General features: G+C 68.4%; 22 protein-coding genes and 1 pseudogene. 11 read left to right on the top strand and 12 right to left on the bottom strand.

What is annotated here, in order from left to right; all coding sequences use genetic code 11:
* Window positions 1-12: 12 nt before the first annotated feature.
* The 8 genes and pseudogenes from rtcA to ABIC90_RS21970 all read right to left on the bottom strand — a co-directional run bounded on the left by rtcA (window position 13) and on the right by ABIC90_RS21970 (window position 7,264).
* A pseudogene (rtcA, locus tag ABIC90_RS22005) lies at window positions 13-895 on the bottom strand (RNA 3'-terminal phosphate cyclase).
* Window positions 892-1,764, bottom strand: a complete 873-nt coding sequence (locus ABIC90_RS22000) for a nucleotidyltransferase domain-containing protein (RefSeq protein WP_354357853.1) — start codon at window positions 1,762-1,764, stop codon at window positions 892-894. Before ABIC90_RS22000 ends, rtcA begins: the two are co-directional and overlap by 4 nt.
* A 36-nt stretch (window positions 1,765-1,800) precedes the next feature.
* Window positions 1,801-2,754 carry a ribonuclease Z gene (locus ABIC90_RS21995; protein ID WP_354357851.1) on the bottom strand — a complete coding sequence of 318 codons (954 nt, stop codon included), beginning with the start codon at window positions 2,752-2,754 and terminating at the stop codon, window positions 1,801-1,803.
* A gap of 11 nt (window positions 2,755-2,765) precedes the next feature.
* The gene (locus ABIC90_RS21990; RefSeq protein ID WP_354357849.1) at window positions 2,766-3,401 is read right to left on the bottom strand and encodes a zinc-ribbon domain containing protein; all 636 of its coding nucleotides are present in this window, start codon (window positions 3,399-3,401) and stop codon (window positions 2,766-2,768) included.
* A gap of 63 nt (window positions 3,402-3,464) precedes the next feature.
* Window positions 3,465-3,770 (bottom strand): hypothetical protein, encoded by a 306-nt coding sequence (locus ABIC90_RS21985; RefSeq protein WP_354357847.1) that lies wholly within the window; start codon window positions 3,768-3,770, stop codon window positions 3,465-3,467.
* Window positions 3,755-4,981 (bottom strand): RtcB family protein, encoded by a 1,227-nt coding sequence (locus ABIC90_RS21980; protein WP_354357845.1) that lies wholly within the window; start codon window positions 4,979-4,981, stop codon window positions 3,755-3,757. The genes ABIC90_RS21985 and ABIC90_RS21980 overlap by 16 nt, the downstream gene beginning before the upstream one ends.
* Window positions 4,982-5,012: 31 nt before the next feature.
* A complete protein-coding gene (locus ABIC90_RS21975) occupies window positions 5,013-6,029 on the bottom strand; it encodes an SDH family Clp fold serine proteinase (RefSeq protein WP_354357843.1) in 1,017 nt (338 codons plus the stop codon).
* An 83-nt stretch (window positions 6,030-6,112) separates the two neighbouring features.
* Window positions 6,113-7,264, bottom strand: coding sequence for a slipin family protein (locus ABIC90_RS21970; protein ID WP_354357841.1), 1,152 nt, complete (start codon window positions 7,262-7,264; stop codon window positions 6,113-6,115).
* 702 nt (window positions 7,265-7,966) lie between these two features.
* Here ABIC90_RS21970 and rtcR point away from each other — a divergent pair.
* The 8 genes from rtcR to ABIC90_RS21930 all read left to right on the top strand — a co-directional run bounded on the left by rtcR (window position 7,967) and on the right by ABIC90_RS21930 (window position 13,696).
* Window positions 7,967-9,571, top strand: coding sequence for an RNA repair transcriptional activator RtcR (rtcR, locus tag ABIC90_RS21965; protein WP_354357839.1), 1,605 nt, complete (start codon window positions 7,967-7,969; stop codon window positions 9,569-9,571).
* Window positions 9,572-9,587: 16 nt separating this feature from the next.
* Window positions 9,588-10,115: a 2'-5' RNA ligase family protein gene (locus tag ABIC90_RS21960; protein WP_354357837.1), complete on the top strand. Its 528-nt coding sequence runs from the start codon at window positions 9,588-9,590 to the stop codon at window positions 10,113-10,115.
* 2 nt (window positions 10,116-10,117) lie between these two features.
* Window positions 10,118-10,447, top strand: a complete 330-nt coding sequence (locus ABIC90_RS21955) for a low molecular weight protein tyrosine phosphatase family protein (RefSeq protein WP_354357835.1) — start codon at window positions 10,118-10,120, stop codon at window positions 10,445-10,447.
* Window positions 10,448-10,451: 4 nt separating this feature from the next.
* The gene (locus ABIC90_RS21950; protein WP_354357833.1) at window positions 10,452-11,018 is read left to right on the top strand and encodes an exonuclease; all 567 of its coding nucleotides are present in this window, start codon (window positions 10,452-10,454) and stop codon (window positions 11,016-11,018) included.
* Window positions 11,015-11,878, top strand: a complete 864-nt coding sequence (locus ABIC90_RS21945) for an alpha/beta hydrolase (protein ID WP_354357831.1) — start codon at window positions 11,015-11,017, stop codon at window positions 11,876-11,878. The genes ABIC90_RS21950 and ABIC90_RS21945 overlap by 4 nt, the downstream gene beginning before the upstream one ends.
* A complete protein-coding gene (locus ABIC90_RS21940) occupies window positions 11,875-12,813 on the top strand; it encodes an ornithine cyclodeaminase family protein (RefSeq protein WP_354357829.1) in 939 nt (312 codons plus the stop codon). Before ABIC90_RS21945 ends, ABIC90_RS21940 begins: the two co-directional genes overlap by 4 nt.
* Window positions 12,814-12,910: 97 nt before the next feature.
* Complete coding sequence (locus tag ABIC90_RS21935) at window positions 12,911-13,156, top strand: hypothetical protein (RefSeq protein ID WP_354357828.1); 246 nt, start codon at window positions 12,911-12,913, stop codon at window positions 13,154-13,156.
* A gap of 270 nt (window positions 13,157-13,426) precedes the next feature.
* The gene (locus tag ABIC90_RS21930; RefSeq protein WP_354357826.1) at window positions 13,427-13,696 is read left to right on the top strand and encodes a hypothetical protein; all 270 of its coding nucleotides are present in this window, start codon (window positions 13,427-13,429) and stop codon (window positions 13,694-13,696) included.
* Window positions 13,697-13,724: 28 nt separating this feature from the next.
* On the opposite strand, the gene ABIC90_RS21925 is transcribed toward ABIC90_RS21930, so the two are convergent.
* The 3 genes from ABIC90_RS21925 to ABIC90_RS21915 all read right to left on the bottom strand — a co-directional run bounded on the left by ABIC90_RS21925 (window position 13,725) and on the right by ABIC90_RS21915 (window position 17,324).
* Window positions 13,725-14,453 (bottom strand): class I SAM-dependent methyltransferase, encoded by a 729-nt coding sequence (locus ABIC90_RS21925; protein ID WP_354357824.1) that lies wholly within the window; start codon window positions 14,451-14,453, stop codon window positions 13,725-13,727.
* 28 nt (window positions 14,454-14,481) lie between these two features.
* Entirely contained in the window at window positions 14,482-15,531 is a 1,050-nt protein-coding gene (locus tag ABIC90_RS21920; RefSeq protein ID WP_354357822.1) for an RNA methyltransferase, read from the bottom strand.
* A 116-nt stretch (window positions 15,532-15,647) separates the two neighbouring features.
* Window positions 15,648-17,324, bottom strand: coding sequence for an InlB B-repeat-containing protein (locus tag ABIC90_RS21915; protein WP_354357820.1), 1,677 nt, complete (start codon window positions 17,322-17,324; stop codon window positions 15,648-15,650).
* A gap of 208 nt (window positions 17,325-17,532) precedes the next feature.
* On the opposite strand from ABIC90_RS21915, the gene ABIC90_RS21910 reads away from it, so the two are divergent.
* The 3 genes from ABIC90_RS21910 to ABIC90_RS21900 all read left to right on the top strand — a co-directional run bounded on the left by ABIC90_RS21910 (window position 17,533) and on the right by ABIC90_RS21900 (window position 20,514).
* Window positions 17,533-17,940: a hypothetical protein gene (locus ABIC90_RS21910; protein WP_354357818.1), complete on the top strand. Its 408-nt coding sequence runs from the start codon at window positions 17,533-17,535 to the stop codon at window positions 17,938-17,940.
* A gap of 118 nt (window positions 17,941-18,058) precedes the next feature.
* A complete protein-coding gene (locus tag ABIC90_RS21905; protein ID WP_354357816.1) occupies window positions 18,059-18,667 on the top strand; it encodes a response regulator transcription factor in 609 nt (202 codons plus the stop codon).
* On the top strand, window positions 18,664-20,514 hold the full coding sequence (locus ABIC90_RS21900; protein WP_354357814.1) for an ATP-binding response regulator: 1,851 nt from the start codon (window positions 18,664-18,666) through the stop codon (window positions 20,512-20,514). The genes ABIC90_RS21905 and ABIC90_RS21900 overlap by 4 nt, the downstream gene beginning before the upstream one ends.
* A gap of 47 nt (window positions 20,515-20,561) precedes the next feature.
* Here ABIC90_RS21900 and ABIC90_RS21895 read toward each other — a convergent pair whose 3' ends face one another.
* Window positions 20,562-23,630, bottom strand: coding sequence for an autotransporter outer membrane beta-barrel domain-containing protein (locus tag ABIC90_RS21895; protein WP_354357812.1), 3,069 nt, complete (start codon window positions 23,628-23,630; stop codon window positions 20,562-20,564).
* Window positions 23,631-24,117 lie beyond the last annotated feature (487 nt).

The following is a 24,117-nucleotide window of genomic DNA, read 5'->3' as shown; positions in this document are numbered from 1 at the left end:
GCATCGACGCCGTCAGGCCGGCGAAACCCGCACCGTCGATGCCGCGCGGCTCTCCGCAAGGGTGAAGCGCACCGGCAGAAAGCGCTCGATCACCGCGCAGTTGGTGCGCGTGTGCTCGGTCACCTCGCTGCAGGTGAACGCCGCCGGCTTGCCGCTCTGCCACGCGGCCAGCGCCAGCAGCAGCGCGAGCTGATCGGCCAGGTGCGGACCGACAGCCGCCTCGCTCTTCTGGAACGCGCGCAGCTCCTTCACCAGGCCATGCGCCACCTGCTCCGCGCTCGCGCGTCGACACATGGCGCGGCAGGCCCGGCGCCAGGCATTCCGCGTAACCCGATTGCGCCGCACCGCGCGCCATCAGGTCGAAGGCTTGCAGCGCGCCGGTGGCGGGCACGATGGTCGCCTCGACTTCGCCACCGCCCGCCGGATAGAAGCCGCAGCGGCGCAGCGTGAGCTGCAGGTCGGCACCCAGGCGCCGCACCAGCGGTGCGAAGGCGCGCTCCAGAAAGTGGAACGGCGGCGCCATCGGGTTGTGCGTACCGCCGCTCAGGTGCATGGTGCTCGGTGCGCCGGCCAGCAGCAGCGGCGGCAGCACGGTCTGCAACACCAGCATGCAGCTGCCCGCGCTGGCAATCGCAAAGCGGTACTCGCCCGCGCGCACCGGGCCAGGCAGGAAGCGCAGCGACTGCGAACCGAGCTCGGCACCGTCCACCTGCGCGCCGCTGATCTGGGCCGCGGCGTTCACGCAGGCCAGATGCTGGCGCATCAGGCCCGGCTTGGCGCGGCCCGCGCGGATCTTCTCGATGGCCAGGGGCTGGCCCGTGACCACCGACAGCGCAAGGCTGGTGCGCAGGATCTGTCCGCCGCCCTCGCCTTGCGAGCCGTCGAGTTCGATCATGCGCGGCCTCCTTCTTGCAGAACGGCCGATGTTGCAGATGCAGCCGCATCGAAGCGCAGCACCGTCTCGCAAAGAAACGCATCCAGCCCCGCGCCCTCGGCCGACGGCAGCGGCGTCACCGGCTCGGCCGCATTGACCGCCAGCTCGGACTCGATGAACGCGTGGATGCCCACCCAGCGCGGGCTGGTCGCCGCTTCGCCGGCGCGCATCTTCACTTCGAGCAGCGCGTTGATCTCGGCGATGAGCGCGGCATCGCGCACGGCGTCGAGCGTGCGCTGCGCCAGTTCGGCAAAGCGCATCGGCGGCACGCCGGGCTGCGTGCGGATCCAGCGCGCGGCCAGCAGCGGGCGCAACACGTAGAGGTATTTCTTGTAGCGCACCGCGTCGGCCTGCAGGTGCTCACGAAAGTTCTTCTTCGCCATCGACGCGTAGTGATGCCAGGCGCGCGCGTTGGAGAAGACCGCCTCCGAGAGCGCACAAAAACGCGGCATCGCCACGGCGTCGTCGCGGTACACGATGGGCGAGCGCAGCCATTCGAGCAGCGTCGGGTTCGACTCGCGCATCAGGCCCAGCGCCTTGCGCAGGTCCCAGCCGTTGATGTCCAGGTCGCCGCTGATCGGCACCTCGATCACGTCGCGGCGCGGCTGCACCGTGAGGTACCACGGCAGACGGTTCACGTAGATGAAGCGCACGTCGTAGTCGCTGTCGGGCGAGGCAAAGCCCCAGCCGCGGCTGCCGGATTCGCAGGCGAAGAGCACGGTGACGTCGTGGCGCTGCTCGATCGCGCGCAGGTTGGCCATGATTTCCTCGCGCATGGCGGGGGCGATCGGGTGGGCGGAGCGGAGGAATTCCTGTTCTTCGGTGCTCATGAGGGATCTCTTGTTCTTTGTTGTTTCGCCTGGTCTTCAGGCACGGGTGACGGTCACCTGGCCGGTGCTGTCGAGCTCGTAGACGTCCAGGTCGTTGGCGAGGAACGCATGGCCGCCGTAGCGCGCCTGGGTTTCGGCCATCAACGCGGCCAGGCCCTCTTCGTTCTGATGCCGCGCGCTGAAGTGCGTGAGGATCAGGTTAGGTACCGCAGCGGACTGCGCAAACTCGGCCAGCAGGCGCGCCGAACTGTGCATCGGCCCGGGGCCGACCTTGTCGAGCACTTCCTGCGTGTAGGTGGCTTCGTGCACCAGCAACTGCGCGCCTTCGCAGGCATCGCGCAGCAGCGCGGGCTCGGCGTTGTCGCCGCCCAGCACAGCGACCGCGGTGTCGGTCTGCATGTCGGCAAAGTCCGCACTGCGCAGCACGTCGCCGTTGAAGCGCACGTCCTCGCCCGTCTGCAGCGCCCGCCACAACGGACCGGGCGGCAGGCCGGTGGCCTTGAGCGCCTCGACCTTCAAGCGCGTGCGGTGGGTTTGCACCTGCACGCGGTAGGCATGACTGGGCACGCGGTGCCGCAGCGCATGGCGCTCGATGCGAAGGCCCGGCGCCTCGTACACCAGCGGCTGCGCATCGACGTCCACATGCTCGACCTCATACGGTAGGTGCAGGTCGGTCAGCTCACGCGTGGCCTGGAACCATTGCCATACCGGCAGCGGCGCGATCAGCTTCAGCGGCTTCGTGCGCTTGCCCATGCCCGCGCTCGCGAGCAGACCCGGCAGGCCGTAGCAATGGTCGCCATGCACATGCGTGATGCAGACGGCGGCCATGTCGTGAAGGGACAACGGCGTCTGCAGCAGGCGATGCTGCGTGCCTTCGCCGCAGTCGACGAGGAACCAGTCGGCGCCGAGCACGGTTTGCACCGCGAGGCCGGAGACGTTGCGGTGGCGCGTGGGGGTGCCTGAAGAGGTTCCCAGAAAAGTCAGTTTCATCATCACTTCAATCACTCCCTGCGTATCAGCGCACTTCTTGCGGCGTCGGCGGCGACGCGTTCCCAACAAAAGTATCGACGACCGGCCTCCCGGCCAGCTGCCACGAGCGCATCGAGCTTGGCAAGGTTCGCCTCGCCGCCCCAGCGGGCGATGGTCTGTATCGCCACGACACGCAGACTCCACCACTTGCTTTGCAGTGCCGCCTCGACTTCGGCTGCGCTTTGCGCATCTGGCTTCGTCGCGCCCAGCGCGCGAAGTCGATCGCTCTGCTCTCGCAGAAGGCTCGCGCCGGGGCCCGCGTGCCGCAACCGCTCGCGGCGCGCGCGGCGGCATGCGAGGCAACGCACGGCGCGGCTGTCGATAGGGCCGTGCACCACCTCGTACCACCACTTCTGCTGCCTGGCCGTCCACACTTGTTCCGCACCGCAATCGCGGCAGGTGAAAGGACGCGCGACGTAGAACTCGGGCAGCAGCCCGTAGGTGTTGTTGTGGCGGCCCAGAATCTCCAGGTCGGCCTGCTCGATGCCGCTCATGCGCAGGCACACCTTGCGTTGCCGTTCGGGCACGCGCAGTTGCGCTTCGACGCGCGCTGCGCGTGCCAGGCGATGCGCCTTGATTTCGGCGCGGCGTTGCTTGTTGCTTTTCATTTTTCTTTGAACCTTCGCAGTACGTCGCTACGAAGGCGGGGCCGGGTCTTCCGGCCTCTCCTTCTATAGCTCTTCCACTGTCACGACACCTTCGCTCGCAGCGAGTTGAACGATGCTGCCGAGCACCTGCCGGGCAAAGCTGCTGTTCGCAAGCAGGCAGACCACAAAGCCATCGGCGTCGATGCTGACCGAGGCCTGCGCCCATTCCGAAGGCGTCGATGGCGGCGCCGGATAGAAATCCGCACGATCGCCCTCGACGTTCAGATGGCCGCCAATGCCCGCCTTCCTGCAGATGCCTTGCGCGACATCGCGCGACGGCAATGCGACCTTGACGCGGTAATCAACCCCCATGGTCAACCCTTCACGCACACCACCTGCTTGAGCGTGTAAACCACCTCCACCAGGTCCTGCTGCGCCGCCATCACCGCATCGATGTCCTTGTAGGCCATCGGAATCTCGTCGATCACGTCGGCGTCCTTGCGGCATTCGACCCCTTCCGTCGCCGCGATCTGGTCGGCGACGGTGTAGAGCTTCTTGGCCTTGGTACGGCTCATCTTTCGACCGGCGCCGTGGCTGCAGCTCATGAAGCTCTCGGGGTTGCCCTTGCCGCGCACGATGTAGCTCTTGGCACCCATGCTGCCGGGGATGATCCCGAGTTCGCCGGCCTTCGCGCTCACCGCGCCCTTGCGCGTGACGAACACGTCGTGCCCGAAGTGCGTTTCGCGGCTCACGTAGTTGTGGTGGCAGTTCACCGCTTCCACATGCGCCTCGAAAGGCTTGGCGATGACTTTGCGCGCGGCCGCGACCACGCGCTGCATCATCACTTCGCGGTTTGCACGCGCGAACTTCTGGGCCCAGCCCACCGCGCGCACGTAGTCGCCGAAGTACTGGGCGCCTTCCTCGAAGTACGCCAGGTCCTGGTCGGGCAGGTTGCGCTGGTGCAGTTCGGCGTCCTTCTTCGCGAGTTCGATGAAGTGCGTGCCGATGGCGTTGCCCACCCCGCGCGAACCCGAGTGCAGCATGAACCACACGGCGCCTGCCTCATCGAGGCAGACCTCGATGAAGTGGTTGCCGGTGCCCAGCGTTCCCAGGTGCTTGTGGTTGTTGGTGTTCTTGATGCGCGGGTAGTCCTCGCAGATTGCATCGAACTCATCCACCAGCTTGGCCCAGGCCGCATCGGTTTCGTCGGGCGGCGTTTCCCACGAGCCCTTGTCGCGGCCCATGCGCTTCGGGTTGCTTCCGTGTGGCACGGCCTTCTCGATCGCCGAACGCAGCGGGCCCAGGTTGTCGGGCAGGTCGCGCGCGTTCAGCGTGGTCTTGCAGGCCATCATTCCGCAGCCGATGTCCACGCCGACGGCGGCGGGAATGATGGCCTTGAAGGTCGGGATCACCGAACCCACGGTCGCACCGATGCCGTAGTGCACATCGGGCATGGCCGCGATGTGCTTGAACACGATGGGCAGGCGGGCGGCGTTCTCGAGCTGCTTTTGCGCCTCGTCTTCCACGGGCACGCCGTTCGTCCACATCTTCACGGGGACGCCGTTGGCGACTTCGTGCAGTTTGTAGTTCTTCTCTTTCATTTCATTGACCTCATGTTCTTTCTTCGGCGATTCACGCCACGTGCAGCACGCCCTTGCGGATCTTCCCGTTGTGGCGGTCGATGCGGCGCCAGCTGCTGTTGTCGTTCATGGTGATCCAGCGACGTTCCTCGGCACGGTAGAACCAATCGCGCTCCTGCTGGAAGTACACCTGGATGTCGGCGCTCTCCCAGATGTTCACGATCTCGTTGCCGTGAGCGCGGGATTCGTCGAAGTCCGTCGTCGCCTTCTGGCCCATCTCGCTGTACTGGCCATTCAATTGCAGCAGGAGTCGATTGATCTCGTCGGGAAGGCGCTCGGCCTTCAGCCCGATCTTCACCGCCTCGTCCATCAGGATCGGATAGTTGTGCGACGGATACTTCGAGTTGAGCGTCGCGGCGACGCGCTCCGTCACCTCGCTCTCCGCGATGTGATAGCTCAGCAGTTCCTTGCAAAGCATGATCGACAGCGATTCCGCGCGATCGAGCGCGCCCACCACCAGCGGGTGCACGTACTGGAACAGCGACTTGTAGGCGTTGTCGGCGACCTCGCCTTGCTGCTCGCGCCACAGGCGGATCACGCGCTGAAGCTCGTCGAGGCTCACGCTCACGCGGTCGTTGTCGCGGTCGAGCGGCGACAGGGCGTGATTGAGCGAGGTATCGACAGCCGTCAGGTATGCCGTAGGCCCCATCATGATGCGGTCCGCACCCAGCGCGACCATGGTTGCGGCCGAAGCGCACTCCAGCGGCACCAGCGCCACCAGCTCGCGGCAATGCTGACGCAGCAGATTGATCAGTCGAAGCGACACCTGGCCGCTTCCCCCGTCGGACTTCAGGAACAGGTAGATCGTCTCGTGCTGCCCGACGTTCTTGAGCACCTCGTAGAGCGCGACCACGTCCGAATGGCAGACCGAACCGCGCGGGTTGTTCCAATAGGTCACCACGGGCCCGCCGAGCAGCTTCGCCAGCTGCGCAATGACGCCCTGCGTCTTGTTGAACAGCACGGGTGGCTGCTTGATCTTCACGCTTTTCTTTTCAATCTTCTCTTCCATGTTTTTCTCCCGGTTTCTTGATGGTGGACACGGCGGGGCGCCCTCTTCTACGCCTGCGTGCCCGTGTCTCTCTTCTCTATCGCTCAGGAACCGTTCGGCCGCAGCGTCACAAGCCCGTTGAGCACCTGGTCCAGACCGCCGATCACCGAGATCTTGTCGATCCGTTCCGCCACGCGTTCCAGCGTTTCGAGTTCCTTCATTCGCAACGCGACGGGGTTGCCCTCCATCACCTTGGCGGTGTTCAACAGCGAGCGCGTGGCCGCGGTTTCCTCGCGGCGGCGGATCACGTTGGCCTGGGCCGACTTCTCGGCCTCCACCACTTGCGCGAGGATGGTCTTCATCTCGCCGGGCAAGATGATGTCCTTCACGCCTACGCTCTCCAGCGAGATGCCCGAACCCTCCAGCCGTTCGCGCACCTGCGCCAGCACCGTCTGGTCGATGGCCGCCTTGTTCTCCAGCAGCGCATCGAGCGTTTGCTCACCCACTGCCGCGCGCAGGCCGAACTGCAGCTCGCGGTACACATGTTCGGCCGGCTTGGGCATCTGGGCCATCGCCTGCCGCACATCGAGGAAGCGCCACACCGCCGACAGGTTCAGCCGCAGCCCCACCTTGTCGCGGGTCAGTATTTCCTGGCCGCTCACTTCGGCGATCTGCGAGCGCAGGTCCACGCAGGTCACCGCCACCTGACGGTTGAAGCGCCAGAAGCCGTGGTTCCCCGGCGGCAGCATCGCCTGCATCTGCCCCTCGAGCGTCAGCACGCCGGCATGGAACTCGGGCACCTGCACCAGCAGCACGCCTTCGAGCCCCTGCACCGCACGCGGACGCAGGGCCACGCTCTGCAGCTTGGCCAGCAGGTCGGCCGGCAGGCGCGCATCGGCGGCCAGGTCGATCACTTCGATGCGCTGCTCGCGCAGTCCACGCCAGTAGAGCTTGCGCGTGGCGGGCGGCAGGATCTGCACCAGCACGCCGTCCTCATGGCGCAGGCCGACCTGGTTTTCGCCGAGGGACACCTGCACGAATTCGCGCTCCACCAGTTCGGGCTCGCGCGCCAGGAAGTAGTCGGTCAGCTCGTGCTCGAAAGCCGGCTCGGTCAGCGAGAAGCGCTCCAGCTTCAGGGTATCGAAGCCCGCGAACACGCGATGCTTTCCCGGGCCGAGCAGTTGCTCGAAGTCGCCGTTGCGCAGCAGCAGCGCGCGTTCGTTCTTCTTGATGGTGTATCGGTTGAAGCCCAGCATCTTTTTCTCCTCTTTTTTCAGCTCTGTTGTTCGTTTCGTTCGGTCAATCGTTCAATCCAGGCCCTCGAAAGGGCAGGCGGCGGGCACTGCGGTGGGCCAGGCTGTCGTGCAGCGGTCGCGCGGTGTGGTGGGTGCCTCCCGGCGTCGCGTGTGCAACGCCGTCACCTCCCTCGCCGTCCGATGACTGCACGCAGTTCCTTGCCGCACATGCGGTGCGCAAGCCGCCTGCGCTTGGCACGGTGTTGCGTGCCCGCAGGGCCTCTTTTGCCCTGCACCGCACGCTCCGGTGTGCCGGGGCGGGGGGCTTTCGCCCCGTCATATGGCGGTGCAAGCACCGCCGGGTTTTTTGCGGGAATCGAACCCGCAACGCCATGTGGTTAGCACGGTGCTCAACCATGAGCAGAACTGAATCAAGTTCAGTCACCAGCCAGTTCAACAGCGGCATACCGCGGACCCAAGACAGGATCTGGTCTGCGGCACCGGCCCGCATTCATGCGGGACCTGAGAGCGGATGAACTGCATCCGGACGAGTCATCTATTGCAGCCGGCGTGCCAGCTTCATCGAAATCGCGCTGGCGTGGCCCGCTTAGCGATGCAAGTTGTTGATGTGCATGGGAAATTTCTTTCGTCGCCCCTCGCCAGCCAAACCTGAGGCTGCTAGTATTTCTGAGTTTCTTTAGAAATGCAGCTAGTTTTATATCCATGAAACCCATCGTCGTCATCGGCTTCCTCGGCACCCAGCTCGACGCCGGCCAGGGCGCAGGCCGCTGGAACAAGTGGCGCCCCACCGTCTCGCTCGCCCAGCACGAGGACATGGTCGTCTCGCGCATGGAGCTGCTCTACACGCTGCGCCACAAAGCGCTGGCCGAGGTGGTGAAGGCCGACATCGCCACCGTGTCGCCCGAAACCACCGTCAACCTTGTCCCGCTCGAACTCGAAGACCCGTGGGATTTCGGCGAGGTCTACACGCGCCTGTACGACTGGGCGCGCGCCTACACCTTCGACACCGAGCGCGAGCAGTACTGGACGCACATCACCACCGGCACGCACGTCGCGCAGATCTGCATGTTCCTGCTGTCCGAATCGCGCGTGGTGCCCGGCGTGCTGGCGCAGACCTCGCCGCCCAAGCGGCAGCGCGAGGGCGAGGCCGGCAAGTGCACGCTGATCGACCTTGACCTCTCGCGCTACGACGTGATCGCGCAGCGCTTCGGCGCGGAGCAGCGCGATGCGGTCGCGTTCCTCAAGAGCGGCATCGCCACGCGCAATGCGCGATTCAACACGCTCATCGACGAGATCGAGCGCGTGGCCGTGCGCTCGCGCGCGCCCATCCTGCTGGTGGGGCCGACGGGTGCGGGCAAGTCGTTTCTCGCGCGGCGCATGTTCGAGCTCAAGCAGGCGCGGCATCAGATGACCGGGCCCTTCGTGGAGGTGAACTGCGCCACGCTGCGCGGCGACGGCGCGGCGTCCACGCTGTTCGGCCACAAGAAGGGATCGTTCACCGGCGCCGCAAGCGACCGCCCCGGCCTGCTGCGCACGGCCCATCAAGGCGCGCTGTTCCTCGACGAGATCGGCGAGCTCGGCCCCGACGAGCAGGCCATGCTGCTCAAGGCCATCGAGGAAAAGCGCTTCTTCCCCGTGGGCGCCGACAAGGAAGTGGAGAGCGACTTCCAGCTGATCGCCGGCACCAACCGCGACCTGCGCAGCGACGTGGCCGAGGGGCGCTTTCGCGAGGACCTGTTCGCGCGCATCAACCTCTGGACCTACGACCTCCCCGGCCTCGCGCAGCGGCCCGAAGACATCGAGCCGAACGTCGATCACCTGCTGGCCATTCACGCGGCCGAGAACCACCGCGTGGTGCGCTTCAACGCCGAGGCGCGCGCCGCCTACCTGCGGTTCGCGCAGAGCAGCGAGGCGCTGTGGTGCGGCAACTTCCGCGACCTCTCGGCCAGCGTGACGCGGCTGACCACGCTGGCCGATGGCGGGCGTATTCCGGTGGCGCTGGTCGAGGCTGAGATCGCGCGGCTGCGGTGGCTGTGGAAGCGCGGCGGGCCGGCGGCTGCGGTCGGCGGCGATGTGGACCTGGATGCGTTGCTGGGCGAAGAGCGCGCGGCGGCGCTGGACCTCTTCGACCGGCTGCAACTCGAAGCGGTGGTGCGGGTGTGCAGGCAAGCGCGCACCCTGTCCGATGCGGGGCGCCAGCTCTTTCAGGCATCGCGCGCGCAACGCAGCGTGGTGAACGATGCGGACCGCCTGCGCAAGTACCTCGCGAAGCACGGCATCGAGTGGGGCCGCATCGCCGAGGGCTGAGCTATCCTCCGGGCCGATGCCCATCTCCGCATTCGTCGTGAAGGTCCCCGCCGCCGAGCCGCTCGCCGGCGATTTGCGCCGCCGGTACGACGCGACTGTCGCGCTCGGCGTCCCCGCGCACATCACGTTGCTGGTTCCATTCATGGACCCAGCGCTCGTCACGCAGGAAGTGGTCGATCGCGCGCGCCGGGTGCTGGAACGCACGCCGTCGTTCTCGTTCTCTTTGCCCAAGGTGGGCCGCTTTCCCGAAACCGCATACCTCGCACCCGAGCCGGCCGCGCCATTCGTCGAAATGACGCTGGCACTGGTGGAAGCCTTTCCCGGTTTCCCGCCCTATGGCGGCGAGCACACGAGCATCGTTCCGCATCTGTCGGTGGCGCATGGCGACGCGCGCCATGCGGAGCAAGCAGCCATCGAGCTGCAGGCCAGGCTGCTCGCTTCGGGCGCGGTGCGTGCGACTTGTGTCGAAGTCGCGCTTATCGAAAACTCGTCCGGCCGCTGGCAAGACCTCCACACCTTTCGGCTGCCGCCAGCCAGCATCTGAACATGCGCAACGTCCTCTTCATCTGCAGCCGCAACCAGTGGCGCAGCCCCACCGCCGAGCAACTCTGGCGCCGGCACCCGCAGATCGCGGCACGCTCTGCCGGCACAAGCCCGAATGCGCGGCACAGGGTTTCCGTCGACGACATCGAATGGGCCGACGTGATCCTCGTGATGGAAGAAAAACACAAGTCGCGGCTGGTGGCCGAGTTCACGCGGATGCTGGAAGGCAAGCCCATCCATGTGCTCGACATTCCCGACGAGTACAAATACATGGACCCCGAACTGGTCGAAGAACTCCAGCGCTCGGTCGCGTCCATCCTCGACATCGATTGAAACCATGACCGAGCTCTACATCAGCACCGACGTCGAATCCGACGGCCCCATCCCCGGCCCGCATTCGATGCTCAGCTTCGGCTCGGCCGCCTATACGGCCGACAAGCAACTGCTCTCCACCTTCAGCGCCAATCTCCACACCCTGCCCGGCGCCGAGCCCGATCCCAAGACCGCCGCCTGGTGGAAGACCCAGCCCCAAGCCTGGGCCGCCTGCCGCACCGATCTGCAAGAGCCAGCGCACGCCATGAAGAACTACGTGGCCTGGCTCAAGGGCCTGCCCGCGCGGCCGGTGTTCGTGGCGTATCCGGCGGGCTTCGACTTTCTGTTCGTCTACTGGTACCTGATGCGCTTTGCGGGCGAAAGCCCGTTCAGCCACTCGGCGCTCGACGTGAAGTCGTTCGCCATGGCGGTGCTCAAGCTCGACTACCGCGACAGCACCAAGCGCGCGATGCCCAAGCGCTGGTTCGACCCGCTGCCCCACACGCACATCGCGCTGGACGATGCCATCGAGCAAGGCGCGCTCTTTTGCAACATGCTCGCGGACAACCGCCGCGCCGCAGGCCAGCCATGACGGCCCCCGCCCGCCGACGATGGTGGAAGCTGGCGCTGTGCGCCCTGCCGCTCTTTCTGGCGGGTTGCGTGCAGTCGATGTTCTATTACCCCGACCGCGTGCGCTACGAAACGCCCGATGCACTGGGCCTGCGCTACGAGAGCGTGCAGTTTCAAAGCACCGACGGCACGCTTCTGACAGGCTGGTTCATTCCCGCCGTGGGCCGGCAGAACCCGAAAGAGGCCAAGGGCACGGTGGTTCACTTTCACGGCAACGCGCAGAACATGTCGACGCACTGGCGCTTCGTTGCGTGGCTGCCCAGGCAGGACTACAACGTGTTCGTCTTCGACTACCGCGGCTACGGCGAATCCGAAGGCAAGCCCGAGCCCAAGGGTGTGTTCGAGGACTCGAACGCGGCCTTGAACCATGTGCGCTCGCGCGGCGATGTCGATGCCGAACGGCTCTTCGTGTTCGGTCAGAGCCTGGGCGGCACCAACGCGATCGCGGTGGTCGGTTCGGGCAACCGGGCCGGCGTGAAGGCGGCGGCCATCGAGTCGACCTTCTATTCGTACTCGTCCATTGCCCACGACAAGCTCACCGGCGCGGGCCTCCTGGTGGGCGACGACTACGCGGCCTCGAAGTACGTGGCGGCCATGGCGCCCATACCGCTTCTGCTGATCCACGGCACGGCCGACGCGGTGATTCCGCTGGCCCATTCGCAGCGGCTGCTGTCCGTTGCGCGCGAGCCCAAGCGGCTCATCGAAGTGCGGGGCGCCGGCCACCTGGAGCCGATGGCGGCGGCGCGCTTCGGCACCACCTACCAGCAGGCACTGACCGATTTCTTCGACGCCTCGATGCGGCAGCGCACACCCACACCATGAAGCACTTCGACGAAGCCGCCACCCGCGCGCCCCTGCAGTTCGAGCGGCTGGTGCCCGCCTTGCGCGCGGCCTTCGCGGCCGGGGCGCAGGTGCCGCCGCGCCACGTTCACAACATCGAAACGGCAGGTGCCGAGAAGGGCACCGTGCTCATCATGCCGGCGTGGAGCGACGCGGGCTTTCTGGGCATCAAGACCATCAACATCTTTCCCGGCAACAGCGCGCGCGGACTGCCCGGCCTGCATGCAACCTACGTGCTGTACGACGCGCACACCGGTGTGCCGCTGGCGATGATGGACGGCAACGAGATCACCGCGCGCCGCACGGCCGCGGCGTCGGCACTGGGCGCTTCGTTTCTTGCACGCGGCGATGCGCGGCGGCTGCTGGTGCTGGGCACCGGCCGCATCGCGCGCATGCTGCCGGCCGCGCACGCGAGCGTGCGGCCCATCGACGAAATCACGGTGTGGAACCACCGGCCCGAAGGCGCCGAAGCGCTGGCCGCGCAGCTGCGCGCCGAAGGCTGGAATGCGCAGGCCGCCACCGACCTGGAGGCGGCCGTGCGCCGCGCCGACATCGTGAGCTGCGCCACGCTGGCCACCGCACCACTGGTGCGCGGCGAATGGCTCGCGCCGGGCTCGCACCTGGACCTGATCGGCAGCTTCACGCCCGCCATGCGCGAGGCCGATGCGCAGTGCTTTGCGGGTGCGCGCACCTTCATCGACACCGGCGAAGCCTTGCAGAAATCGGGCGACCTGCTCGATGCGATGGCGGCCGGCACCCTGGCCGCGGACCAGGTGCAGGGCACGCTCGCCGAACTCTGCCGCGGCGAACGCCCGGGCCGCGCAAGCGATGCCGAGCGCACCGTCTTCAAGGCCGTGGGCAGCGCGATCGAAGACCTGACAGCCGCCACCCTGGTGTGGCAGCAGCACACGGCATAGCGCCGAGCGGTTTTCGCCTACACACGGACACGCCATGCCGGCGATGGCACGCCGCTTGTGCAGCGCTATCTTCTCTGCGTATCCACAAAGGCCACCCATGCTCAGCACCGCGCACAAAGCCGACATCCTCCGCAAGGCGGGTTACGACCTGCCCTCCCAGGCGCCGCAGGTTCACCTGCAAGGCGACACGGCGGCCGTGGACGCGGCCAACTGGAGCCGGGTGGTAGACGCGCTGTATGTCGACTACGCCAGCGCCCGCGCCGCCAAGAGCCTGCGGGACGCCGAAGAGGCGCAGCAGTCGGGCGTGCTGCTGCAGCCGTATGGCTTCCGGGCGTACGCCTGACACGCTAAATAAAACTTTTGGCCGCCACGCGGACCTGCGCCCGACCCCATCGCCCGTCCGCGCCGCTTCAGGGTTAGTCCCAATCGATGAAGGCGCAACGCATCCCGACCTGCTGATCGATCCGGGACGCGAGGCATGGCATGAAACTTGATAGTCCTGTATCGACCCCGAACCCGGGCGGCGAGAAGTGCATACGTCATACGACGGATACCGCTTCTTGCCGGCCCCCGCTAACCTGCCAGTGCGTGTGAACACAGAGAGGCAACCCGCATGCTCACCATCCTTCAGAAAGCCAGCATCCTCAGCAAGGTGGGGTTCGACGTGCCGGCGCGTCCGGACGACGATCTATCGACCCATGCCGTCACCGGTGCCGCCGTGAAACCCGAGGGCATTTCGCAAAAAGCCCACGACTGGGCCAAGGCCATCGAGACACTGTACGTGGCCTATGTGGCCGCCCGCGCCGCCAAGAGCCTGCGCGATTCCGAAGAGGCGCGGCAGAACACGATGCTGCAGAAGCTTTCTTCCAAGGCCTACGCCTGATTCGCTGAGCAAGCGCGGGCGCCGCCGCCTACCGGTTGGCGCTCACCAGCAGCATCATCGGCCGCTCGCGCTCTTCAGCCAGCGACGGCACCGCGGCCACCTGTTCATCGGTAGGCCCCCACTCCTGAACGTGCGCAATGCTGAAACCCGTCTGCACCAGCGTGTTGAGCAAGGTGCCCAGCGTGCGATGCTGCTTCACCACACCTTCGGCCAGCCAGTTCGTGATGCGCGGCCCTTCCATCTGATAGCTGTCCAGCGGCCATGACTTGCGCCCTTGGGCGTCCACGTGCCAGCCCGGCGTGCGTGGCGCCATGAAGATCGGGTGCTCGATGGAAAACACCAGCCGCCCGCCCGGCATCAGTGCACGGTGCACCGTGCCCAGCAGCGCGGCCAGATCTTCGATGTAGTGAAAGGCAAGTGAGCTGTAGGCAAAGTCGATGGACTGCGGCGAGAGCGCCAGCGCCTCCAGGTCGGCGCGCTCGTAGACGATGCCGCTGTCCACGCCCAGCGTTGCGGCCTTCTCCAGCATGCGCTGCGACACGTCGAGCCCCAGCACCGATGACGCGCCCTGCGCGCGCGCCCATCGGCAGAACCAGCCGAGGCCGCAGCCCAGGTCGACCACCCGCAAGCCCTGCAGCCGCGGCACGAGCGCACGCAAGGCGGGCCACTCGGGCGCGCCGTCCAGGCCGAGCACCGAGCGCGGCAGTTGCTGGTAGCCCTCGAAGAAGGCGGGGGTGTCGTAGATGTTCTGGGCCATGAAAAGTCCTTCTGAATGGCGGCGCCGATCAGCTCGCGCCGCTGGCACTGCGAGCGGCGGCCCTTCGCACCACCACCGGCACCCCCGCCGCCCGCGCCCTCAACTGCCCGCACCCACCGTCCACATCCTGCCCGGCCGAATCGCGCAGCTTCGTCAGGATGCCGCGCTTGTGCAGCGTGCGCGCCATCTCCTCGCAGCGCTCCCACGACGGGCGGCTGAAGGCCACGCCGTCCACCGCGTTGAACGGAATCAGGTTCAGCACGCCGTACTTGCCCGACAGCAAGCCGACGATGCCTTCGATCTCATCCGGCCCGTCGTTCACGCCTTCGAGCAGCGCCCACTGGTATTGAATCGGGTAGCCGGTGGCGCGCGCATAGCGCTCGCCTTCGCCGACCAGTTCTTCGGGCGTCATGTTCGGCGCGCGCGGCAGCAGCGTCTTGCGCAGGCCAGCCTTGGTGGTGTGCAACGACAGCGCCAGCGCAGGCTTCACGCGTTCGCGGTGCAGCCGCTCGAACGCACGCGGATCGCCCACGGTGGAAAACACGATGTTCTTGTGGCCGATGTTGCCCACCGTGCCCAGCAGCTCGATGGCCTCCATCACGTTGTCCAGGTTGTGGGCCGGCTCGCCCATGCCCATGAACACCACCTTGCGCACCTTGCGGCGCGTGCGCGCGAGCGCGACCTGCGCAATGATTTCGGCGCTGCCCACCTGGCGCAGCAGCCCATCGCGCCCCGTCATGCAGAACTGGCACCCTACGGCACATCCGACCTGCGACGACACGCACAGCCCGTCGCGCGGCAGCAGCACGCTCTCTACCGTCTGGCCGTCCGCCAGGGCGACGAGCAGCCGCTCGGAGCCGTCGGCGCCGGCATGCACGGTGTGGATGCGCGCAAGCCCCGCCAGTTCGGCTTCGATGGCCGGCAGGGCCTCCATCAACGACGACGGGAAAAAGCTGTGCGGCAGGCGCCTGCCGCTGTCGCGCGGGAGCGCATGGGACCACAGCCGCAGGATGCGCTGCTCGTGGCTGGGGCCTGCGCCCGCGTCGCGCAGGCGTTGTTTGAGTTCTTGGATTCGCATGCGCCGCCTGGGCGAAGTGGTGGGCTGTGGGGCGACCGATTGTGCACGGCGGTCGCCGCGTGGCCCACCACGGACAGGCCCAGGGACGCTCAAGCCCGGGCCTGCGTCGGCGGTTGCTACCTGCCCGACCCGTAGTGCCGCGTATAGATGCGCGTTCCCACCGCCGGGTCGAACTGCTGCCAAGCCAGCACCGCATTCCCCAGCTCGTTCATGCCGACGTCGGGCGTGTTCGCCGCTTCGTCGCTGCTCTCTTGCAAGGCTGGTGTGCCCCAGCCTTCGGCCAGCGTGTGGCGGGAGGTGTAGAGGTCGCCGGGGGCCTGCGTCCACGCGGCAATCGCGTTGCTGGCGTCGTCCACGCCCAGGCCGGGCAGGCTGGTGAGCTCTTGCGAAGCCGCCGCACGCACCACCGTGTCCGCGCCGAAGGCCGCGCCCGGTGCCGCCGTGGCGGCCATGAGCGCGTTGTCCTGCCGCCCCCAGCTCACCACCGCCGCGCCGGCCGCGTTCACGCGCAGCACCGGCGTGCTCAGGAAGGCCTGCGCCGACAGGAACGGCGCGCCCACACGTGCCGTGCCGCCCTGCCATGCGCCGCCCGAGAAGCGCTTGAACCACACGGCGCTTTCCCACTGGCTGCCGCCGCCGGGCAGGTCGACCTGGCCCCAGGCCAGCAGCGCATTGCCGCCGGCGTCGATTGCCAGGTCGTGCGCACCTATCGATTGCGAGGTGCCGGCGTCGGGCACCAGCTCTGCCGCCGCGCCCCAGGTGCCGCTCGCGTTGGCGCGGTTGGTCCACAGCGATGAGCTGATGCCGGTGGAGCGCTTCCACACCGCCAGCGCTTCGCCCGAGCCCGCCACCACCACGGCCGGATCGCCGTTCACCGCACCCGAGACCTCGTCGGTCTCGATCAGTTCCGCCGTGCCCCAGCCGCCCGAGGGCGTGTAGCGGTTGGCATAGATGCTGAAGCGCGAGGCCGGGCCGATCTGCGACCACACCGCCACCGCGTTGCCGTTGGCGTCGATGCCCGTGCTCGCGAAGCCGACCGTGCCGGCGCCTGCTTCCAGCAGCGCCGGTGCACCCCAGCCGGTGGCCGGGTCGACCTGCAGCGCCCACATGTCGTAGGCGCCCGGCGAGCTCAGTTGCGTCCACGCCACCACGGCACGGCCGCTGTTCTTGTCGATGGCCACGCGAATGTCGCGCACGCTGCCGCTGTTGGCTTCCAGGCGCTGCGGCGCGCTCCAGCCGTCGCCCGGGCGGTAGAGGCTGCCCCACAGCCTGTCGATCAACTGGCCGGCCTCGAGCTGGCGCCACACCAGCAGCGCGCGCCCTTGCGCATCGACCACCACCTTCGGCTGGCTCGCACCGCCGGCCGACAGCGTGACCGCATCGCCCCAACCCACCACGGGCGGCGCGGCGACGAACGCAGCCGTCACGGTGCGCGCGGCGTCCATGCGCACGCTGCAGGTGGATGCGTTGCTGCTGCACGCGCCGCCCCAACTGCCCAGCACCTGCCCCGCCGTCGGCGTGGCCGTGAGCGTGACCTGCGTGCCGGCCGCGAAATCGGCCCCGCAGCTGTCCGCGCAGTCGATGCCCGCGGGCTGCGACGCCACGCGGCCCGCGCCGGTGATGCTCACGTCAAGCCGCAACGCAGTGCCCGCCGGCGGAGGGATGTTGATGGGCGGAAAAATCGCGCCGCCGGAGCCGCCGCCGCTGCCACCGCCGCAGGCCGACAACAAGGCTGCCAAGCCCAGGGTCGATGCGCACGCCGTCCATCGCCTGAAGATGTTCTTTGGGGTCATATCTGCCATTCCTCGTTCGCTGGCGCCGGGACCCGGCGCCTTCTGTGCTGTTCAAGACAAGAGCGTCGGATCGTAGGAACGAGCCCGGGCGCGGGCCATAGCACCATCGGGCACCTGCCCGAAGGTGCTGTATCGCAGCGCGCGGGGTCTGGCTAGGCTCGGTGTCCTGGCGCGGGCTCGTTCGCGCCCCTCCACTCCACACCGTTGCATGACACATTCACCACGCCTTCTTCTGCCCGCATTGCTGATGGCCGCCGCGCTTGCCGGCGGGTGCGCCTCCACCGCGGTGACCGACGACGCCATCGTCACCAACACCTCGCGCGCGCTGGGCTTGCCGCCCAGTGCCTTCACCATCTCGAACCGCGCCGACAGCGGCGTGCAGACCACCTTCATCGCCAAGACCGACGGCGGCCGCACCTACAACTGCTATGTGGAAGGCGCCGTTTCGATGGTGGGCCGCGTGGTGAGCGATGCCGTGTGCCAGGAGATGCGCCAGACCGACGCCCCCGCCTCCGCACGCCGAGGCGGCAACGCACGGCCGGCCGCAGGCACCGCCCCGGCACCCGCGCCCACCCAGGCCTGCAACGCATTGCTGCGCGCCGCCGGCCGCTGCTGAAGCGCCGGGCCAGGCCCCGCCGCGACCCGCTGGCGCCGCGCCGCCCCGTGTGGACAATGGCGCCCAACGAGGAGAAGAAGGCGCGCCCGCGTGGGCCCGCGCCGAGGATCACGGCCCCATGAAACTCCTGCTTGTCGACGATCACCCGCTGTTCGGTGTCGGCTTTGCGCATGCGCTCACGCACGCCCGGCCCGACTTCCAGGTCGAGACCGCCCTGTCGCTCGGGCAGGGCGTGGAGCGCGCCTCGCAGAGCCCGCCCGACATCGTGCTCATCGACTACCGCCTGGGCGGCGAAGACGGCCTGGAGGGGCTGCGCCTGTTCGGCGCCCGCCACCCTTTGGTGTCGCGCCTCTTGATTTCCGGCGACGAAGAACCGGCCCTGGCCGCGCGCGCGCGTGCCGCGGGGGCGGCCGGCTTCATCGGCAAGTCGCAGCCGGTGGCGCGCATTGCCGCCGCGCTCGACGAAGTGGCCGCCGGCGGCGAATCGTTCGACGTGCTGCAGCCGCGCGCCAGCCTGCCGGCCTCGGGCCTCACCCCGCGGCAGCTCGAAGTGCTGCTGCTGGTGGCCCAGGGCCGGCAGAACAAGCAGATCGCCGCCGAACTGAACATTGCCGAGCGCACCGTCAAGCTGCACATCACGGCGCTGCTCGATGCGATGGATGCGCGCAACCGCACCCACCTGCTGGTGCAGGCGCGGCGCGCGGGGCTGATGCTGGATCTGCGATGAGCTCGCCTGCGCCAGTGCCGCACGAACGAAGCCACGGCCGCCCCACCGGGTTCAGCGGCTTGGTCGCTTCGCGCCTGGCCTTTTCGGAGCTGCAGTTCCAGCAGCTGGAGCAGATGATTCGCTCCACGCCGTGGGCCTGGATCCTGGCGGCCATGGCGGGCCTTCTGTGCTACCTCGAATATGCGGACGGCGCGGACGGCGCGCGGGTGCGCGCATGGTTCGTCGTCTACTGCCTCATCGTTGCCGTCCGCATGGGCATCTGGCTCGCATGGGCGTTGCGGCCGGCCCTGCGCGCCAACCTGCCGGCGATGGTGCTGCCCATCATGGCCACCAACCAGCTGATGGCCTTTTCGCTGGGCGTGCTGTGCGTGCTGCTGCGCAGCGACGGGCCCGCGCAGGCCGAGGCCATTCTTCACATCACCATGGTCACGGTGTCGCTGGGCGGGGCGATACGCCTGTCGACCATGGGCCGTGCGCCCATCGTCTACGTGGCGCTCATCCTCGCGCCGCTGGTGCTGCGCGACGTGTGGTTCGGCGGCAGCTACCACCTGGCGCTGGCGCTGATCGTGTCGCTCATCGGCATCTACACCCTGCTCAGTTCCAGGGAGCTCTCGTCCGCCCTGCACGAAATCCAGGCGCAGCGCCGCCGCAATGCCGAACTGGTGATTGCGTTGAGCGCCGAGAACGAACGCACCAACGCCGCCCGCCGCACCGCCGAAGAAGCGGTGGCCGCGCGCATGCGTTTTTTCGCGTCGGCCAACCACGACCTGCGCCAGCCGCTCAATGCGATGTCGCTGCTGGCGCAAACCGTGCACAACGTGAGCACCGAACGCCACGTCAAGGAAATGTCGGAGCAGCTGGTGGCCTGCGCCGACGGCATGACCGACGTGGTGGACGACCTGCTCGACATCACCCGCGCCGACGCCGGATCGCTCAGCCCGCAGTGGTCGGTCTTTGCCATCGACGAGCTGCTGGCCGACTGCTGCCGCCCGCACCAGGCGGTGGCCGTCGCGAAGGGGCTGCGCTTCGAGATCGCCGCCGGCCATGTGGCCGTGCGCAGCGACCGGGCCTTGCTCGCACGGGTGGTCACCAACCTGCTGGCCAACGCCATCCGCTACACGCGCGAGGGCCATGTGCGCATTGCCAGCCGCATCGCCGACGGCCGGCTGCTGCTGTGCATCGAAGACACCGGCGTCGGCATTGCGGCCGAACACTTGTCGCAGGTGTTCGATGAGTTCTTTCAGGTCGACAACCCCGCGCGCGACCGGCGCCTGGGCTACGGCCTGGGGCTGGCCACCGTCAAGCGCTTGAGCGAGCTGCTCGACCTGCGCGTGGCGGCCCGCTCGGTGCTCGGTCAGGGCAGCGTGTTCGAACTTCAGCTTCCGCTGGCCGATGCGAGCGCAGACGCGAACGCGAGCGAGCGCGCGGACGATGCGGGGCGCGCATCCACCTCTTCAACGCCACCCGCATTGGCGATGCGCATCCTGGTGGTCGATGACGACCAGCGCTCGCTGCAGGCGCTGTGCGGGCTGCTCAGTTCATGGGGCATGGACGTGCGCTCCGCGAGCGACGTGCAGGGCGCGCTGGGCGTGCTGCAAACCGGCTTCAGGCCGCAGACGCTGGTGGTGGACTTGCGGCTGGGGCCGCAGGTGAGCGGCATCCAGGCCATCGAAGATTTGCGCTCGGCACTGGACGATGCCGAACTGCCCGCGCTCATCGTCACCGGCGACGTGGGCGGCGACTACCTGGACGCGGCGCGCGCGGCCGGCCTGCCGGTCATCGTGAAGCCGGTGCGGCCCTCGCACCTTCGGGCGTTTCTGGGGCATGTGCAGGCGCTGGGGCGGTAGCGTGCTGCGCGCCGCTCTTCGCGGCGTACAACAACATCACCACCACGTCACCACCGCAGCTTCACCCCCACGCTCGCATTCACCCCGCTCTTCACGCGCGCGTCCCCGCTGCTGCCCCACAGCTTGCCCAGCTCGCCGTACACGCTCACGTTGTCGGCCACCTGCAGCGTGGCGCCGGCCGCCAGTTCGGTGCTGGTGCCGCCGGTGCGAGTGGCGATGTCGGTCAGGCCGGCGGGGCCGATGAAGCGGGTCACGTCGGTGCCTTTGCTGCCGCGGTACACATTGGCCCGCACATAGGGCTGCAGCAGGCCGGCGCCGGTGTCGATCTGGCCCTTGACGCGCACGCCGGCGCGCACCAGCAGGCCGTTGTGGCTGTCCTGCTGCACGCGTGCGCCGGCGATGCCGGTGTCGTCCAGGCTCACCCGCTGATGCACCAGCTGCAGTTGAGGCTCGATGGTCCAGCGCTCGGCAATGGGGAACGACTGGCCCACCTCTACCGACGCCAGCAGGCTGCTGCCCTTGCCGCCGCTGGAAACACCGAGCGCAGGCGACGCCGTGTAGCGCTGGCGGCCGGCCTGCAGCACGCCGTCGATGTACAGGCCGCTGTTGTTCTTCCAGGTCGAATACACGCCCAGGTACTGGCTCTTCAGATCGTTGGTGCCCACCGCGCTGTTCGCCAGGCCGCTGGCGAATCCGTTCACGCGTATGTCACCGTCGAGCTGGCCCACGTACACGCCCACGCGGAAGTTGGGGTCCGCCCAGAGGTCGGTGCCCGCCTGAAAACCCGTGAGCCGCCCCTTGCTGGTCGGGCTCACCGTGCCGCCCTGCGAGATGGTGCGGTCGGTGCTGATGATGCGGCCCCAGGCCTGGCGGTAGCCCTGCGCGGGCATGGCCGTGTTGGCGCTTGCGCCAAAGTCGTCGCCCGTGCGCTGGTGCATGTTGCCCAGCATCGCCAGGCCCGACTGGCGCAACTGCTCGGGCAGCGCGGCGTACAGCGGCACTTCGGCGCGGTAGGTGGGCACCAGGCCGCCGCCCGTGCCGCCGCCGCCGGCCGCGGCAGCGGTCGAGCGCAGATACCAGTTTTCGCCGGCGCCGCTTGCGTCGGCCGCATACAGCCGGTACTCGTAGGCACCCGCGTCCACATGGCTGCCGGCCAGGGTGAAGGCGCTGCGGGTGGTCTGCGCGGTGGTGGTCGCGCCGTTGATGGCGCTGATCACCTCGATGCCGTTGCCGGTGGTCAGCGCGCCCAGGCCGCCCAGGTTGACGATCTGCACGCTGGTGCTGCCGCTGGCGACGGCCGTGGGGCCGCTCAGGATGAGCCGGTCGCTCGCGCTCGCGCTGCCGCCCAGCGCGGTGCCCAGGCGCAGCGTGCCGCCGTTGCCCACCCACGGGCCGTGGACGGTGAGCGTGGTGCCCGGCGCCGCGCCCACCAGCGACACCGTGCCGCTGTTGGCCACCGACGCCACCGCCTGGCTGTTGCCCGCCAGGTCCAGCACCGCGCCCGAAGCCACGTTGAAGGCGCTCGCGGCGCTCAGCACATTGGCAGCGCCCGCGCGCAGCGTGCCCGCCGCCACGGTGGTTGCGCCTGCATGCGTGTCGGCGCCGCTCAGCGTGAGCACGCCCGCGCCCGACTTCACCAGATCGCTGGCGCCCGAGATGGCGCCCGTCCAGGCCAGGTCGCGCCCGTTGGTGTCGATGGTGCCCGTGCCGCCCAGCAGCAGCGCGTTGTTGACGACCAGGCCGTCGGCGCCCGCGATCACGCTCGCGGTGGCGCCCGTGCCGATGTCGATGGCGCCCGTCATCGACGCACCGGCATTCACCGTGAGGCTGTTGGCCCCACCCGTGAACGCCACCGCCGCGGCCCGGGTGACACCGTCGCCGCCCAGCCCGCCAGAAATGCTTCCGCCGTTGGCCAGCGCCAGGTTGGCGCCCGTGACGCCCGCGCCGCCCACCCCGTTGGCGCCGACAGCGCCGCCGTTGCTGTTGGCCCCGCCCACACCGCCCGCCCCGCCGGCGATGGTGCCCGTGTTGGTCACGACCGTGCCCGCGCCAGTGGATGCCAGCCCGGCCCCGCCGTCGCCGCCGCTGCCCGGCGCGCCCGTGCCGCCCACGCCACCGCCCGCCGCGCCGCCCGCGCCCCCGGCTCCGCCGACGATGGAGCCCGTGTTGCCGAACGACACCGCCGCGCCCGCCAGCGTGGCGCCGATGCCCCCTGCCCCGCCGCCGCCGCCCGCGTCGTTCAGGCGCGCGCCCGGCAGCTCCGACCCGCCCGCACCGCCTGCCCCGCCCGCGAGCGTGCCTGTGTTGGTCACGCCGAGCCCCGGGTTCGTCGCGTTCAGATAAAACCCGCCGCCCCCGCTGCCACCGCCGCCGCCTTGCGAGAAAGCGTTGCCGCCCTGCCCGCCCGCGCCGCCCGTGGAAGTGCCCGAGGCCGTGTAGCTGCCCAGCGGCCCGTTGAGGATCGCGCCATAGCCGCCCGCGCCGCCGCCGCCCGCCGCCCAGTAGCCGTCGCCGCCCGCGCCACCGGCGCCGCCCGTGTTGTTGTCGGATGAACTGGTGATGTTGTTGGCCACCGACGCGCCCTGAAAGCCGCCGCCGCCACCACCGCCATAACCGTCGCCCACGCCCGGCCCGCCCGTCTGCGCCTGGCCCGCGCTGCCGGCGTCGCCCTGAAACGCACCCGGCCCCGCAGGCACGCTCGCCGCCCCCGCCGCGCCACCCGCGCCCGCCGTGGCACCGCCGAAGCTGCCGATGTTGGCGCTGGCCCCCGCCGTGACGCCGCCCGCCGTCGACGCCCCGCCCGCGCCGCCCGATGCGTTGAGCATGCTGTCGTTGAACCCGCCGCCGCCCCCGGCGCCGTCGCTGCCGCCAGCGCCGCCGTTCAATATCGTGGCCTGCCCCACAGGCACCCCGCCCGCGCCGCCGGCCGCGAGCACCAGCGGCACCGCGCCGACCAGCAGGGCGGCGGTTGCGGCGACGGATGCCACGGCGCGCACGGTGCCTGCGGTGTTGCTACTGCTGCTGGACGACGAGCGCGACCGGCCGCGCGAGATCTCCGGCGCGGCCACCCAGGTGCCGACGGTGGAATTCCAAAGGGTTCGGAAGATTCTGTTCATGGCTTTTTTCTCAACTTGTTTTTTCTGTCCCTGACCGGGCGGAGCGCCCCGCGCCCAAGAGCAGCCATTGACTGACTGCTTTTGCGCACAACGTTGATTTCGGATCGCGAGTTAAAAATGTAAGTACGCGTTGCGGTTACGCCTATACCCCAGCGGGGGTACTCTGGATGGGCCGGGTAAGGGGTGTAAGCGGGCCCTGTGCGTCGGGCGCTGCGAAGGGCAAATGGGGTACCCCTGGCGGATGTCAGGAAGTAACAGATGCTTCGGTGGGCGGGGAGGCTGCCCGAAAACGGGGAGGAGGCGGACGCGAGCGCTTAGCGATATCGACGCAGCAGCGCGCGTCGGCTGCAAGTTGCGAACATCACCATCCTGCAAGCTATAAATACTCGGGCTCCGCGAGAAGGGAGGAGCCGCAGATGGCTTACTTCAAAGAACTCAAGGTCACGTTCACGCGACGGCGGGTGGATGACGCCTGAATACGACGTGG

The sequence above is a fragment of the Variovorax boronicumulans genome (assembly GCF_040544675.1).
GTDB classification, from domain to species: domain Bacteria; phylum Pseudomonadota; class Gammaproteobacteria; order Burkholderiales; family Burkholderiaceae_C; genus Variovorax; species Variovorax boronicumulans_D.
This window is presented reverse-complemented; position numbering and strand designations above follow the sequence as displayed.